Source organism: uncultured Brevundimonas sp. (genome assembly GCF_937870815.1).
GTDB lineage: Bacteria > Pseudomonadota > Alphaproteobacteria > Caulobacterales > Caulobacteraceae > Brevundimonas.
Map to the genome: position 1 here is coordinate 1 of NZ_CALMZS010000177.1, position 13380 is coordinate 13380.

The 13380-nt window shown below is 71.3% G+C and carries 16 protein-coding genes and 1 tRNA gene; 10 read left to right on the plus strand and 7 right to left on the minus strand.

Annotation, left to right across the window (positions count from 1 at the left end):
- The coding region (locus Q0588_RS11670) for a DNA polymerase IV (protein WP_298746228.1) at nucleotides 1-861 on the plus strand (861 nt) is incomplete at its 5' end.
- Nucleotides 862-1226: 365 nt separating this feature from the next.
- Here Q0588_RS11670 and Q0588_RS11675 read toward each other — a convergent pair.
- Nucleotides 1227-2408 carry a thiolase family protein gene (locus Q0588_RS11675; RefSeq protein WP_298746230.1) on the minus strand — a complete coding sequence of 394 codons (1182 nt, stop codon included), beginning with the start codon at nucleotides 2406-2408 and terminating at the stop codon, nucleotides 1227-1229.
- Nucleotides 2409-2479: 71 nt separating this feature from the next.
- Nucleotides 2480-2983 carry a helix-turn-helix domain-containing protein gene (locus Q0588_RS11680; RefSeq protein ID WP_298746232.1) on the minus strand — a complete coding sequence of 168 codons (504 nt, stop codon included), beginning with the start codon at nucleotides 2981-2983 and terminating at the stop codon, nucleotides 2480-2482.
- Nucleotides 2984-3125: 142 nt separating this feature from the next.
- Here Q0588_RS11680 and Q0588_RS11685 point away from each other — a divergent pair, with 142 nt between their 5' ends.
- Nucleotides 3126-3584: a RidA family protein gene (locus Q0588_RS11685; RefSeq protein WP_298746234.1), complete on the plus strand. Its 459-nt coding sequence runs from the start codon at nucleotides 3126-3128 to the stop codon at nucleotides 3582-3584.
- Nucleotides 3581-4726 (plus strand): GNAT family N-acetyltransferase, encoded by a 1146-nt coding sequence (locus tag Q0588_RS11690; RefSeq protein ID WP_298746237.1) that lies wholly within the window; start codon nucleotides 3581-3583, stop codon nucleotides 4724-4726. The genes Q0588_RS11685 and Q0588_RS11690 overlap by 4 nt, the downstream gene beginning before the upstream one ends.
- Before the next feature lie 4 nt (nucleotides 4727-4730).
- Here the strand turns inward: Q0588_RS11690 and Q0588_RS11695 are convergent, their stop codons facing one another.
- Nucleotides 4731-5072 (minus strand): phage holin family protein, encoded by a 342-nt coding sequence (locus tag Q0588_RS11695; RefSeq protein ID WP_298746239.1) that lies wholly within the window; start codon nucleotides 5070-5072, stop codon nucleotides 4731-4733.
- 102 nt (nucleotides 5073-5174) lie between these two features.
- Here Q0588_RS11695 and Q0588_RS11700 point away from each other — a divergent pair, with 102 nt between their 5' ends.
- From Q0588_RS11700 to Q0588_RS11710, 3 genes are all read left to right on the plus strand, one after another.
- Complete coding sequence (locus tag Q0588_RS11700; RefSeq protein ID WP_298746241.1) at nucleotides 5175-5612, plus strand: HIT family protein; 438 nt, start codon at nucleotides 5175-5177, stop codon at nucleotides 5610-5612.
- Nucleotides 5613-5694: 82 nt separating this feature from the next.
- Complete coding sequence (locus Q0588_RS11705; protein WP_298746243.1) at nucleotides 5695-6105, plus strand: DUF1761 domain-containing protein; 411 nt, start codon at nucleotides 5695-5697, stop codon at nucleotides 6103-6105.
- Nucleotides 6106-6162: 57 nt separating this feature from the next.
- Nucleotides 6163-6235: transfer RNA gene (locus tag Q0588_RS11710), tRNA-Thr, on the plus strand.
- Between the two features lie 54 nt (nucleotides 6236-6289).
- Here Q0588_RS11710 and Q0588_RS11715 read toward each other — a convergent pair.
- Nucleotides 6290-8161 (minus strand): ferrous iron transporter B, encoded by a 1872-nt coding sequence (locus tag Q0588_RS11715; protein ID WP_298746245.1) that lies wholly within the window; start codon nucleotides 8159-8161, stop codon nucleotides 6290-6292.
- On the minus strand, nucleotides 8161-8442 hold the full coding sequence (locus tag Q0588_RS11720) for a FeoA family protein (protein WP_298746247.1): 282 nt from the start codon (nucleotides 8440-8442) through the stop codon (nucleotides 8161-8163). Before Q0588_RS11720 ends, Q0588_RS11715 begins: the two co-directional genes overlap by 1 nt.
- 143 nt (nucleotides 8443-8585) lie before the next feature.
- On the opposite strand from Q0588_RS11720, the gene Q0588_RS11725 reads away from it, so the two are divergent.
- Nucleotides 8586-9065, plus strand: coding sequence for a cytochrome c family protein (locus Q0588_RS11725; protein ID WP_298746249.1), 480 nt, complete (start codon nucleotides 8586-8588; stop codon nucleotides 9063-9065).
- A 141-nt stretch (nucleotides 9066-9206) separates the two neighbouring features.
- On the opposite strand, the gene Q0588_RS11730 is transcribed toward Q0588_RS11725, so the two are convergent.
- Nucleotides 9207-9983 carry a hypothetical protein gene (locus tag Q0588_RS11730; RefSeq protein WP_298746251.1) on the minus strand — a complete coding sequence of 259 codons (777 nt, stop codon included), beginning with the start codon at nucleotides 9981-9983 and terminating at the stop codon, nucleotides 9207-9209.
- The gene (locus Q0588_RS11735) at nucleotides 9980-10744 is read right to left on the minus strand and encodes a class II aldolase/adducin family protein (RefSeq protein WP_298746253.1); all 765 of its coding nucleotides are present in this window, start codon (nucleotides 10742-10744) and stop codon (nucleotides 9980-9982) included. The genes Q0588_RS11730 and Q0588_RS11735 overlap by 4 nt, the downstream gene beginning before the upstream one ends.
- Before the next feature lie 144 nt (nucleotides 10745-10888).
- On the opposite strand from Q0588_RS11735, the gene Q0588_RS11740 reads away from it, so the two are divergent.
- Genes Q0588_RS11740 through Q0588_RS11750 form a run of 3 tightly spaced genes read left to right on the plus strand, consistent with a single transcriptional unit; the run spans nucleotide 10889 to nucleotide 13357 of the window.
- Nucleotides 10889-11995: a DUF2336 domain-containing protein gene (locus tag Q0588_RS11740; RefSeq protein WP_298746254.1), complete on the plus strand. Its 1107-nt coding sequence runs from the start codon at nucleotides 10889-10891 to the stop codon at nucleotides 11993-11995.
- Between the two features lie 46 nt (nucleotides 11996-12041).
- Nucleotides 12042-12815, plus strand: a complete 774-nt coding sequence (locus Q0588_RS11745; protein ID WP_298746256.1) for an NAD kinase — start codon at nucleotides 12042-12044, stop codon at nucleotides 12813-12815.
- A gap of 35 nt (nucleotides 12816-12850) precedes the next feature.
- Nucleotides 12851-13357: an Hpt domain-containing protein gene (locus Q0588_RS11750; protein ID WP_298746258.1), complete on the plus strand. Its 507-nt coding sequence runs from the start codon at nucleotides 12851-12853 to the stop codon at nucleotides 13355-13357.
- The last annotated feature ends 23 nt before the right edge of the window (nucleotides 13358-13380 follow it).

Genomic DNA, 13380 nt, shown 5'->3' on the forward strand with positions numbered 1-13380 from the left:
GTCCAGACCCTGTCGCTCGACGAGGCCTGGATCGACCTGTCCGGCACCGAACGGCTCAACGGCGGCCCGCCCGCCCTCCAGCTGGTCCGGCTGCAGAAGCGCATCGAGGACCAGACCGGCCTGACCGTCTCCATCGGCCTGGCGCCCAACCGCTTCCTCGCCAAGGTCGCCTCCGAGCTGGACAAGCCGCGCGGCTTCTCGGTCATCGGCTCCGAGGCCCGGGCCCTGCTGGCCCCGAAACCCGTCGGCGTCCTGCCCGGCGTCGGCCCGGTGTTCCGCAAGACCCTGCAGAGTGACGGCTACGCCACCATCGGCGACCTCGCCGCCGCCGACGTCCGCGACCTGGTCAAACGCTACGGCGAGACCGGCCTGCGGCTGCACGACCTCGCCCACGGGCGCGACGCCCGCGCCGTCCGGCCCGAACACGATCGCAAGGGCATGAGCGCCGAGACCACCTTCAACGAGGACCTCACCGCGGCCGCCGATCTCGAGGCCGAGCTCTGGCCCCTGTGTGAGAAACTGGCCTCCAGGGCCCGCCGCGACGGCGTCGCCGGCCGCGCCGTCGTGCTCAAGCTGCGCCGCGCCGACTTCCGCATCGTCACCCGCCGCGTCACCCTGGTCGAGCCGGTGCAGACCGCCCGCGCCCTGTTCGCCGCCGGCCGCGCCCTGATGGCCCCCGAACTGGGCCGCCCCTACCGCCTGATCGGCATCGGCATGGGCGATGTCCAGGATGCCGTCGACGCCCCCTCCGCCCTGTTCGACTCCCCCGAAGTCCGCACCCTCAAGACCGAAACCGCCATCGACCGCCTGCGCGCGAAATTCGGCGCCGCCGCCGTCGTCGCCGGCCGGGCGCTGAAATAACCCTCTCCCTGGGAGAGCAACCATGTTCAGGTCGCGGGTTGTTTGAAACGGGGGAGCCTAGGGGCCTGGCCGCCCCTGCCCGCCCGGGCTTGGTTTCGAAAGGGTCTAAAGGGTGAGGGGCCGGGGCCGAAAACGGCAAGACCCGACCCGCCCTGCGACACCCGCCCCGAAGCGCTCGCGAGCCGCGGTCACGGCGGAGCGAAGGCGTTCAGCCGAAAACACATCCAGGCCCCCTACGGCGAAAGCACGGGGGCCGCCTCACGGTTCCGGGCCGAACGCCCGCGCTCCGCCGACCTCCCCGACTTTCCGGCCCCGGGCCGGAGAGCGCGGACCCATGTCCCGAATCCGGTCCCGGCCGACGGCGGTCAGACCCGCTCGACCGCCATGGCCACGGCCTCGCCGCCGCCGATGCACAGGCTGGCCACGCCCTTCCTGCCGCCGCGGGCCTGCAGCGCCGCCAGCAGGGTGGCCAGCACCCGGGCGCCCGAGGCCCCGATCGGATGGCCCAGGGCCGTGGCCCCGCCGTTGACGTTCAGCCTGGCGTGGTCGATGCCCAGTTCCTGCATGGCGATCATCGGCACGATGGCGAAGGCCTCGTTGACCTCCCACAGGTCGACGTCCTCGACCGACCAGCCGGCCTTGTTCAACGCCTTCTGCATGGCCGGCGCCGGGGCGGTGGTGAACAGGCCGGGCTCGTGGGCGTGGGCCGAGTGGCTGACGATGCGGGCCACGACCGGCAGGCCCAGGGCCCTGGCCACGCTCTCGCGGGTCAGCACCACGGCCGCCGCCCCGTCCGAGATCGAGGCCGAGGAGGCGGCCGTGATCGTTCCGTCCTTGGCGAAGGCCGGCTTCAGGCCCGGAATCTTCTCCGGCATGGCCTTGCCGGGCTGTTCGTCCTCGCTGACGATCTCCACGCCCTTGCGGGTGGTCACCTCGACCGGGGTGATCTCGGCCCTGAAGGCGCCCGAGGCGATGGCGTGACGGGCCCGGGTCAGGCTCTCGACCGCATAGGCGTCCTGGGCCTCGCGGCTGAACTGGTAGGCGCCGGCCGTGGCCTCGGCGAACGCCCCCATCGGCTGGCCCGGCGCATAGGCGTCCTCCAGCCCGTCCATCATCATCGAGTCGACGATGACGTCATGGCCGATGCGCGCCCCGCCGCGGTGCTTGCCCATCAGATAGGGGGCGCCGGTCATGCTCTCCATGCCCCCGGCCACGATCACGTCGGCGGTGCCGGCGGTCAGGGCGTCGGCGGCCATCATCACCGCCTGCAGGCCCGAGCCGCACATCTTGTTGACCGTGGTCGCCTCGACGTGGCGGCCCAGCCCGGCCCCCAGCGCCGCCTGCCGGGCCGGGGCCTGGCCCAGCCCCGCCGGCAGCACGCAGCCCATGTAGATCTGCTCGATCCGGGCCGGATCGACGCCGGCCCGCTCCACCGCCGCCTTGACCGCCGCCGCCCCCAGCTCGGTCGCCTTGACGCCGGACAGGGCGCCCTGGAAACCGCCCATCGGGGTGCGGGCGAAGGAGCAGATGACGATCGGATCGGACATGACGGAACCCTGGAGGAGAGCGCTTGGAAAACCGGACCGCTAGATCGGCTGTTTGAAGGCCGCGCGCAAGCTCAGGCGAGGTCCCCGCCGGCCGGTTCGCGCGGCATCATCTCGCCCACGGTCGGCCGGTTTTCGGCGAGGGCCAGCTGGATGTCGCGCGGCTTGACCAGCTCCCCGCAGCAGCCGCAGGCGATGCGCGGCGTCAGTTCGTGGCCGCAGGTCCTGTGGGTCATCGAAACGCCGGCGCCGGCGGCGCCGTAGACATGCTTGGCCCCCCAGCCATGCAGGGTGACCAGCACGCCGTACAGGTCCTTGCCCTTGGCGGTGAGGACGTATTCGTTGCGCGGCGGCCGCTCCGAATAGAGCCGCGGCTCCAGCACCCCGTGCTGCACCAGGCTCTTCAGCCGGGCCGCCAGCACGTTGCGGGCCACGCCCAGCCGCTCCTGCCACTGCTCGAACCGGCCCACCCCGGTGAAGGCGTCGCGGATGACCAGCAGCGTCCAAGGGTCGCCGATCACCTCCAGCGTCGCGGCGATCGAGCAGCTCTGGCGAGAATAGTCTGCGGTGCGTCCCATGGCCGCGAAGGTGACCTCGGGTCAGGCTTTTGGCAAGAGGGTTGCCAATCCGAACGGACTGGGCCGGCGGCGCGGCGGTTGCGGGGCTGACGTCGCCCTTCCCCCGCGCTACACCGCCCCCACATTCGTCCAGGAGCCCTTCATGACCGTCGCCGCCCGCCTCGCCGAACTCGGCATCGACCTGCCCGAACCCGCCCGGGCGGTCGCCAACTATGTGCCGTTCGTCCGGACCGGCGATCTGCTCCACATCTCGGGCCAGCTCTCGACCGACGCCGGCGGCGGCGTCAGGGGCACGGTCGGCGCCGACGTCTCGCCGGAGCAGGCCAGGGCCGCCGCGCGCCTGTGCGGCGTCAACCTGCTGGCCCAGATGTCGGCCGCCCTCGACGGCGACCTCGAGCGCGTGGTCCGCATCGTCAAGCTGGGCGGCTTCGTCCAGGTCGCCGGCGACTTCGAGGCCATCCCCGCGGTCATCAACGGCTGTTCCGACCTGATGGTCGAGGTGTTCGGCGACAGGGGCCGTCACGCCCGCTCCGCCGTCGGCGTCTACAGGCTGCCGCTCGGCTTCGCGGTCGAGGTGGACGCCGTCGTCGAGGTGCGGTGACCCTCACCCTGCGCGTTCACGACCGGGTCGCCGACGTCGGCCGCGAGGCCTGGGACGCCTGCGCCTCCCCCTCCGGCGACCCGTTCGTCTCGTTCGACTTCCTCGACGCCTGCGAGGCGTCGGGCAGCGCCGTTCCGCGCCAGGGCTGGGCCGGCCGCCACCTTTCCCTCCACGCCGACGGGGCCGTGATCGGCGTCATGCCGCTCTGGCTCAAGGGCCACAGCCAGGGCGAATACGTCTTCGACCACAGCTGGGCCGAGGCCTGGGAGCGCGCCGGCGGCCGCTACTATCCCAAGCTGCTGGCCGCCGTGCCCTTCACCCCGGTCACCGGGCCGCGCTTCCTCGCCCGTCCGGACGCCGACGCGGCCATGGTCCGCGAGGCCCTGCTGCAGGGCGCCCTGGCCCTGACCGACCGGCTCGGCCTGTCCTCCCTGCACGTCAATTTTCCCACCCGCGACGACTGGACCGCCCTGGGCGAGGCGGGGCTGCTGCGGCGCCAGGACATCCAGTACGTCTGGAGCAACGCCGGCTACCGCAGCTTCGACGACTTCCTCTCGGCCCTGTCCTCCGGCCGGCGCAAGACCATCCGCCGCGAACGCCGCGAGGCCCGGGCCGGCCTCGACATCCGGGTGCTGACCGGCGCCGACATCGAGGAGGCCCACTGGGACGCCTTCTTCGCCTGCTACACGGACACCGGCTCGCGAAAGTGGGGCCGCCCCTACCTGACCCGCGACTTCTTCAGCCGCATCGGCGCGACGATGGCCGACCGCATCGCCCTGGTCATGGCCTTCCGCGACGGCGCGCCGATCGCCGGGGCGCTGAACCTGATCGGCCGCGACGCCCTCTACGGCCGCCAGTGGGGCGCGCTCGACGACGTGCCCTTCCTGCATTTCGAGCTCTGCTACTATCGGGCCATCGAATTCGCCATCGAGCGCGGCCTGGCCCGCGTCGAGGCCGGCGCCCAGGGCGAGCACAAGATCGCCCGCGGCTATCTGCCGACCCCGGTCTATTCGGCCCATTTCATCGCCGACCCGGCCCTGCGGAGGCCGGTCGCCGGCCTCCTCGCCCGCGAACGCCCGGCCGTCGAGGCGGAGATCGAGGCCATGACCGCCGCCCTGTCGCCGTTCAGGAAGGACCGCTGATGGGTCAGTCGCCGACGAACCAGCCGGCCAGCCAGCTGACCACGCCAGTGACGACGGCCGCGCCGATGCCGGCCCACAGTCCGTCGACCACGAAGCCGCCGAGCAGGGCCGCCACCAGACCGATCATCGCCGCGTTCACCACCAGCAGGAAGAGGCCGAAGGTGATCAGGGTCAGCGGAAAGGTCAGCACCGTCAGCACCGGCCGCACGACGGCGTTGGCGACGCCCAGCAGGATCGCGGCCAGCAGCAGCGACGGCGTATCCGTGAACCCGACGCCGGGCACGACCTGCGCCGCCAGCCACAGGGCCAGGCAGGTGACGAGAAACTGGACGATGAAACGCAGCATGACCGACTCCCTGTGGACCTTGACCATAACGCCCGAAGGCCGGCGGGGCTCCCCTCCCCGCGTCGCAGCCGCTAGCCTCGTCCCAACCCGCCGGAGCTCCCCATGACCCTGCATGCCCCCTATGATCCCGACAACATCTTCGCCCGGATACTGCGCGGCGAAATTCCTTCGGTGAAGGTCTGGGAGGACGACCATGTGCTCGCCTTCATGGACGTCTTCCCGCAGTCCGAGGGGCATGTGCTGATCGTCTCCAGGACCTCGAGCGCCCGCACCCTGCTCGATGTCGAGCCGGACGTCCTCGCCCGGCTGACGGCGGCGACCCAGCGCACCGCCCGCGCCGTGGTCAAGGCGCTGCGCCCCGACGGCTTCCAGATCATGCAGTTCAACGGCGAGGCCGGCGGCCAGACGGTCTTCCACCTGCATTTCCACATCGTGCCGCGCTGGGCGGATCGTCCGCTGAAGGGGCACGGCCACGCCCCGATGGCCGAGCCCGCGACGCTGCGCGGCCTCGCCGACCGCATCGCCGCCGCGATTGAGTGAACGCCGTTCATTGACGGCGGACGCCGCTGGCGTAGCCTCCGTCCGGGAGCGGACTCACCGCGCGCCTTGGGAGGGGCGACCCATGACTACGAAACTGAATTGGCTGGGCATCATCGTGGCGACCGTGGTCGCCTTCTTCACCGGCTTCCTCTGGTACGGCCTGATCTTCGCCGAACGCTGGATGGCCCTGACCGGCGTCACCGACGAGGGCTCCGGCAATTCGATGTGGATGCTGCTGGGCGTGGTCCAGACCTTCATCACCATGGTCGGCCTCGCCTGGTTCATCGCCCGGGACGGCGGCGGGGGCTGGATGGCGGGTTTGAAGATCGGCCTCGTCGCCGGCGCCTGTTTCGCCCTGATGACCTCGGCCTACGGCTTCATCTACCAGACCTCGCCCATGGGGCTTCTGCCTATCGACTGGAGCCATCTGCTGGTCGTCTACGCCGTCGGCGGCGCCATCATCGGCGGTCTTAAGATGAAGCCCAGGGCCTGACCGACGCGCCTTGCGTCAACCGCCGCCCGCCAGCATAAGGGCGCCGTCGCCACGGACGCCGGTTTAGCTCAGCTGGTAGAGCAGCGGTTTTGTAAACCGAAGGTCGCGGGTTCGATTCCTGCAACCGGCACCGTCGTCGGCCCCGGCCGGACGCCAGGCCTGGACGCGTCGGCCGAAAGCGAACTCAGCCGCCGCCGAGCGCGACCGCGACGCGATAGGTGACCAGGGCCGCCAGATAGGCCAGGCCGAACATGTAGGCGACCATCACCCACATCCACCTCCACGAGTTGGTCTCGCGCTTGACCACGCCCAGGGTCGCCACGCACTGGGGCGCGAAGACGTACCAGGCGAGGAAGGCCAGGCCGGTGGCCAGCGACCATTGCCCGGCCAGGGTCGTGGCCAGCACCGCCGTCGCGCTCTCGGGATCGGCCACGGCGTAGACGGTGCCCAGTGCAGCCACCGCCACCTCGCGCGCCGCCATGCCCGGGATCAGGGCGATGACCATCTGCCAGTTGAAGCCGATCGGGGCGAAGACCGGCTCCAGCGTCCGGCCCATCATGCCGGCGAAACTGTAGTCGATGGCCGGCCCGGTCGCGCCCTCGGGCGGATAGGGGAAGGTCGACAGGGCCCAGATCAGCACCATCAGCGGCAGGATGATGCGCCCGGCCCGCTCGAGGAAGATCCGGGCCCGGAGCCACAGGTTGAACAGCACGCTGCGCGGATCGGGCGTCTTGTAGGCCGGCAGCTCCATCATGAAGGGCTCGACCGCCCCCCGCCAGAAGATGCGCCGGATCACGAACGACACCGCCAGCGCGCTCAGGATGCCGGTCGCGTACAGGCCGAACATCACCAGCCCCTGCATATTGGCGAATCCCCAAACGGTCCGGTTCGGAATGAAGGCGGCGATGATCAGGGTGTAGACCGGAATCCGCGCCGAGCAGGTCATCAGCGGCGCGACCATGATGGTGGTCAGCCGATCGCGCTTCGAATCGATCACCCGGGCCGCCATGATGCCGGGAATGGCGCAGGCGAAGCTGGACAGCAGCGGAATGAAGGCCCGGCCGTGCAGCCCCGCCCCGCCCATGATCCGGTCCATCAGGAAGGCGGCCCGGGCCATGTAGCCGAAGTCTTCGAGCAGGATGATGAACAGGAACAGGATCAGGATCTGCGGCAGGAAGACCAGCACGCTGCCGACGCCCGAGATCAGCCCGTCGACGATCAGGCTCTGCCAGACGCCGTCCGGAATGCCCGCCGCGAGCGCCGCCCCCAGCCCCGCGAGACCGGCTTCGATGCCGTCCATCAGCGGCGTCGCCCAGGTGAACACCGCCTGGAACATGACGAACAGCAGGGCCAGCAGGATCACCAGTCCGCCGACCGGGTGCAGCAGCACGGCGTCGACCCGCCCGGTCAGCGTGTCCGGCCGTTCGGGAGGGCGGACGCACGCCTTCATGATCCGCTCGGCCTCACGCGCCGCGCCCCGCAGGGCCGCCGCGTCCGGCGGCGACCAGGCCGGCGCCGCGCCCGTCGGGCCGCTGACGGCCGCGGCGTCGATCGCCCTGACGAGATCGTCGACGCCCCGCCGCCGGGTCGCCGTGGTGGTCACGATCGGCAGCCCCAGTTCGGCCTCGAGCTTCTCCAGGTCGATCCTCAACCCCTGCCGCTGGGCGATGTCGTACATGTTCAGCGCCAGCACCATCGGCCGTCCGACCGCCCTCAATTCGAGGATCAGGCGCAGCATGAGGCGCAGGTTGGTGGCGTCGGCGACGACGACGATGACGTCGGGCGGGGCCTCGCCGGCCAGACGTCCGAGCACCGCGTCGCGGGTCACCTCCTCGTCCGGACTGCGGGCCCGCAGCGAATAGGTGCCCGGCAGGTCGAGCACGGACATGGGCCGTCCCGCCGCGCTCCGGATGAAGCCCTCCTTGCGCTCGACCGTGACCCCGGCGTAGTTCGCCACCTTCTGGTGGGCGCCGGTCAGGGCGTTGAAAAGGGCCGTCTTGCCGCTGTTGGGATTGCCGACGAGCGCAATCCGCGCGCTCCGAACCATGGCGTCCATCAGGCCGGCACCCGTTCGGCGGCTTCCATCCTGACCGTCAGGCTGTCGGCCTCGCGCCGGCGCAGGGCCACACACATGTCGTCGATCCTCATGGCGATGGGATCGCGGCCCAGCAGCCCCTCGTGCAGCAGTTCGATCCGGGCGCCCTCGACGAACCCCAGCTCCAGCAGCCGGCGTTCCAGCTCCAGCGCATGCTCGTCGTGATGACAGTGACCGCCGACCTGCACGATGACGCCGCGGTCGCCGCGACGGGCCTGGCTGAGTTTGATGGTGTCCGACATGACGCTCACGCAGGGCGGCGCGGTCCGCGCGCCTTTCTGACAGTGATTATCAGGTGCACCAACGTCCGTCCACCGCCGAAGCGTCGCAGCCGTTGTCCTGACCCCAGGTTCGGCTAACACTGCCGCAGCACCGGAGCCACAGCATGAACCGATCCGCCCTCATCGTCTTCGCCACGCTCGGCCTGGCGGCCTGCGGCCCAAAGAGCGGCGAAGGCGAGCCGTCCGCGCCGCCCCGCCCCGCCCCGACGCCCGAACAGCAGGCGGCCCAGCTCGCCGCCCTGCCCGCGCCGTGGAACCAGGCCGATCTGGACAACGGCCGACGCGTCTTCGCCCGCTGCCGCTCGTGCCACACCATCACCGAGGGCGGGCCGAACATGACCGGCCCGAATCTGTACGGCGTCTTCGGCCGCCGGGCCGGGGCCCGGCCCGACTACGACTATTCGACCGCCCTGGAGCAGGCGGGCTTCGTCTGGGACGGCGAACGGCTGGACCATTGGCTCGAAAATCCCCGCACCTTCCTCAGGGGCACGAAGATGAGCTTCGCGGGTATCCCGGACGCGGAAGACCGCCGCGACGTGGTCGCCTTCCTCAAGGTCGAGACGGGCTACGCGCCGCCGCCCTGACCTGTTCGGCCGCGGCGGTCACCGACGTCAGGCCCGGCACGCCGGCGAAGGGCGCCCGGATCAGGCGGTCGCCTCGCCGGCCTGGGCGGCGCAAAACAGCCCGGGACAGCGGGTCCGTCGCCGGCAGGGGCGGATCGCGCGTCAGAAGCGCCGCCACAGCCCGATCACGGGCCCGCTCGCCTGGGGCGTCTCGCGGCCGGCGACGGCCTGCCGCCAACCGGCCTGCACGCTCCAGTCGCCGAAGCGACGCACCACCGTGGTCTCGACCGACAGCCATGCGGCCGCGCCGTCGTCGGTCCGGCCGCCGAAGGCCTGGGCCAGGACCATCCAGTCGTCGCCGGGGCGCACCCCCAAGGTGGCGTCGAGGCGGGTCTCATCGGGCAGGCCGCCCCGCATCCGCCGCGCCGCCTGGAGTTCCACGAAGGTCCGCGGCGGCGCCGGCCCCCATCCCGCGGCGAACGATCGCCCGAAGGCGGCGCGGACCTCCCAGTCCCGATCCCCCTCGCCGGGGGGCGCATAGCCGGCATTGCGCCCCTCCCCGCCGGTGGCGTAGCCCGCATAGAGGCTGAGGGCGGCGTCGTCGTCGCGCCACGCCTGCCAGCTGAGCCCGAGCTCGAGCGGTCCGCGGCCGTCGAATTCGACGAAGGCGTCCTCGCCGGACTGCCAGTCGCCCGTGAAGCGGACCGCGAGCCGGTCCGTCACCCCGTATTCGACGAACGCTCCCAGCGACGTGTCCCGCCGCCGGTCAGGCAGGGCGACCAGCGCGCCCTCGGGATCGAAGCCGCGTTCCGCGGTCATGTGCTCGAACTTGAAGATGACCTGGCCCTGGCCCTTGGAGGGGTTCCACGCGCCGGCGCCCGCCGGGGTGGCCAGAGCCGCCGCCGTCAGCCCGATCAGCAGCCCCCGGGCGCGGGTCACACGTCGTAGCCCGGCGACCTTCGATCCAGCATTCGCAGCGCCCCCGGCCAGGCCAGGGCCGACACCGGGCCGATGCCCCTGCCCTGCTCCCGGGTCTCGGCCTGGGCCGCCTCGGGGGCCGTCAGCACATGCTCCCGGCCGACCGACAGGGCCGCCACCTGCTGGGCGCAGGCGCGCTCCAGGAAGAACATGCCGGTCCACGCCTGCGCCGCGGTCGGACCTACCGCCAGGGTGCCGTGGTTGCGCAGCAGCATCAGCGGCTTGTCGCCGAGATCGGCGACCAGCCGATCGCGCTCGTCGTGGTTCAGGGCCAGGCCCTCATAGCCGTGGTAGGCGACCTGCGCCTGCAGCAGGCAGGCGTTCTGGCCCAGCGGCAGCAGGCCTTCCCGCTGGGCCGCCACCCCCACCCCGGCGACGGTATGCAGGTGGATTACGAAATGGGCGTCGTCCCGGGCCGCGTGGATCGCCGAATGGATGGTGAAGCCGGCCGGGTTGATGAAGCTGGCGGTGTCCTGGACGATGTCGCCGTCGAGGTCGACCTTGACCAGGCAGGAGGCCGTCATCTCCTCGAAATACCAGCCGTAGGGGTTGATGAGGAAATGCTTCTCGGGCCCGGGCGCCCGGGCCGAGATGTGGGTGAAGATCATGTCGTCCCAGCCGTGCAGGGCGACCAGACGGTAGAGGGCGGCGAGTTCGACGCGGGTTTTCCACTCCGCCTCGGACACCCGGGATTTGAGGGAAGCGCTCGCTCCATCCGCCATGATCCGGCTCCCTGAGGCTCGTACGGCCGCGCACGCTCGCGCCGGGCGGGCCCGCCGTCAAGATTCAGCTTCCGTTAACCCTGTCTTAGCGGCCTGCCGTTACGCTTCCGTCAGGCCGAAATCGTCGGCGCGCCGGAGACGCCCTTGACCGTCGCTCAATTTCGCTCCCCGTCCGTCGCCGCGCCGCCGGCCTATCCCGATCTGCTGGCGCTGGCCCGCAGCCCCGACGCCGACTCGCGGGAGCGGCTTCTGCTCGGAGTCATCGCCCTGTGCGATGCGCGGCCGCCGTCCGGCGAACTGTCGCCGATTCTGGGCGAAATCTTCCTGACCCTGGCGCGTCAGGCCGAGCGGGAGGTGCGCAAGCTGCTGTCGGAGCGCCTGGCCCAGGCCGACTGGGCCCCGCCCGCCCTGATCAACGTCCTCGCCCTGGACGAGATCGAGATCGCCCGTCCGGTCCTCGCCGCCAGCCCCCTGCTGCAGGACGACGACCTGCTGCGGGTTCTGGTCGAGGCGACGCTGGAGCATCAGATCGAGATCGCCCGCCGGCCCAACCTCGGCGGCCGCGTCGCCGACGCCATCATCGACCGGGGCGAGCCCGCCGCCCTGGCCGCCCTCGCCTTCAACCGGACGGCCGAGATCAGCCTCGACGGCCTCCGCCGGCTGGTCGAGCATTCGCGCCGGATCGCGGCCCTCCGCGGTCCGCTGACCCGGCATCCGCGGCTGACCGACCAGCTGGCCGAGCAGCTGTACCAATGGGTCGGCGCGGCCCTGCGCCAGTCCATCTGCGCCCGCTTCCAGGTCGACGAGATGAAGCTGGCGCCGCTGATCCAGCAATCGGTCTACGACGCCCGGTCCGGGACCATGACCCCGGTCCCGGCCAATGATGCGGACCGCGACGAGATGGAGCGGCGGCTCGTCGCCAAGCTGCAGAGCGCCGGCCAGCTGCGCCCCGGCTATCTGATACGTGCGGTGCGCGAGCGCCGCCTCGGCCTGTTCGTTCACGCCCTGGCCACCCTCGGCGGCTTCTCGGTCGCCCAGGTGCGGGAGGCGCTGGCCGCCTCCAGCCCGGAGCCGCTGTTCTACGCCTGCGCCTCGACCGGCGTGGACCGGGCCGTCTATCCCGCCCTGCTGGCGGAAATCCGCCTGCTCAACGACGGATGGCCCGGCGACGCCGGTGCGGCGGTGTGGACTCGCGGGGTCATTTCCCCCACCTCGGCGGCGCGATCCTTCCGGGCCCTGGTCAAGGGCTGAGTACGACCCGTTTGACTTCGCTCCCCGGCTCGGCTTGCGTAGCCGCGTGACCCAGCCCGACCTTCGCATCGCCTTCGTCGCCTCGGACCGCCCGGAGGCCGTCGCCGCGCGCGACCGGCTGGTCGACCTGTACGGGTCCGCCGATACCGCCTCGGCCGACGTCATCGTGGCCCTGGGCGGCGACGGCTTCATGCTCGAAACGCTGCACGCCAACATGCGGCGTCGCGCCCCGGTGTTCGGCATGAACCGCGGGTCGGTCGGCTTCCTGATGAACGACTACAATGAAGAGGGTCTGCCGGAGCGCCTCGCCACCGCCGGTCGCGCCGTGATCCACCCGCTGCAGATGGACGCCTCGACCGAAGGCGGCGGGGTGCAGACCGGCCTGGCGATCAATGAGGTCTCCTTGCTGCGCCAGACCCGCCAGAGCGCCAAGCTGCGCATCATCGTCGACGACCGGGTACGGCTGGAGGAGCTGTCCTGCGACGGCTGCCTCGTCGCCACGGCCGCCGGTTCGACGGCCTACAACCTGTCGGCGCACGGTCCGATCATTCCGCTGGACGCCCGGGTGCTGGCCCTGACCCCGATCAGCGCCTTCCGGCCGCGGCGCTGGCGCGGGGCCCTGTTGCCGCATACCGCCAGGGTCTGCTTCGAGGTGCTGGAGCCCGACAAGCGCCCGGTCAGCGCCACGGCCGACAGCTTCGAAGTGCGCCGGGTGAACCGGGTCGATGTGCGAGAGCGGCGCGACATCGCCCTGACCATGCTGTTCGACGCCGGCCGGTCCTTCGAGGAACGCGTCCTCGCCGAGCAGTTCGCCTCCTGACGGCGTGCACCGGTTCTTAAGCCTGTCCCGTCAGCATGGAGCATATCCGTCTCCAGGAGCTCGCCGTGAGCAATTCCGCCCAGGTCATCCGTCCGCCCAACACGCTTCGCCTCAAGGTTGGCGGTAATTTCGGCGGCATCGACGCCAGCGCCATCGCCAGGGCCGAAGAGGCCCTGAAGGCGATGTCCTCCCAGTTCGGCCAGTGGCTCCAGGACGAGATCGTCAAGCTCGACAAGGCCCAGGCGGACATCCGCACCCAGGGCTACGACGCCCAGACCGCGGAGGCCCTGTATTTCCGCGCCCACGACCTCAAGGGCCTCGGCGCCACCTACCAGTATCCGCTGGTCACCCGGCTGGCCGCATCGCTGTGCAGGATGATGGACGACCCCGCCAAGCGCATGGCCGCGCCGCGGCGGCTGATCGACGCCCATGTCGATGCGATCAAGGCCGTGGTCCGCGACCAGATCCAGACCGACGACCATCCGACCGGCCGGGCCCTGGCGGAATCCCTCGAAGCGGGCGTGGCCGACCACCTCGGCTGAGGCCGCGCCCGGCCGCGGGCGTC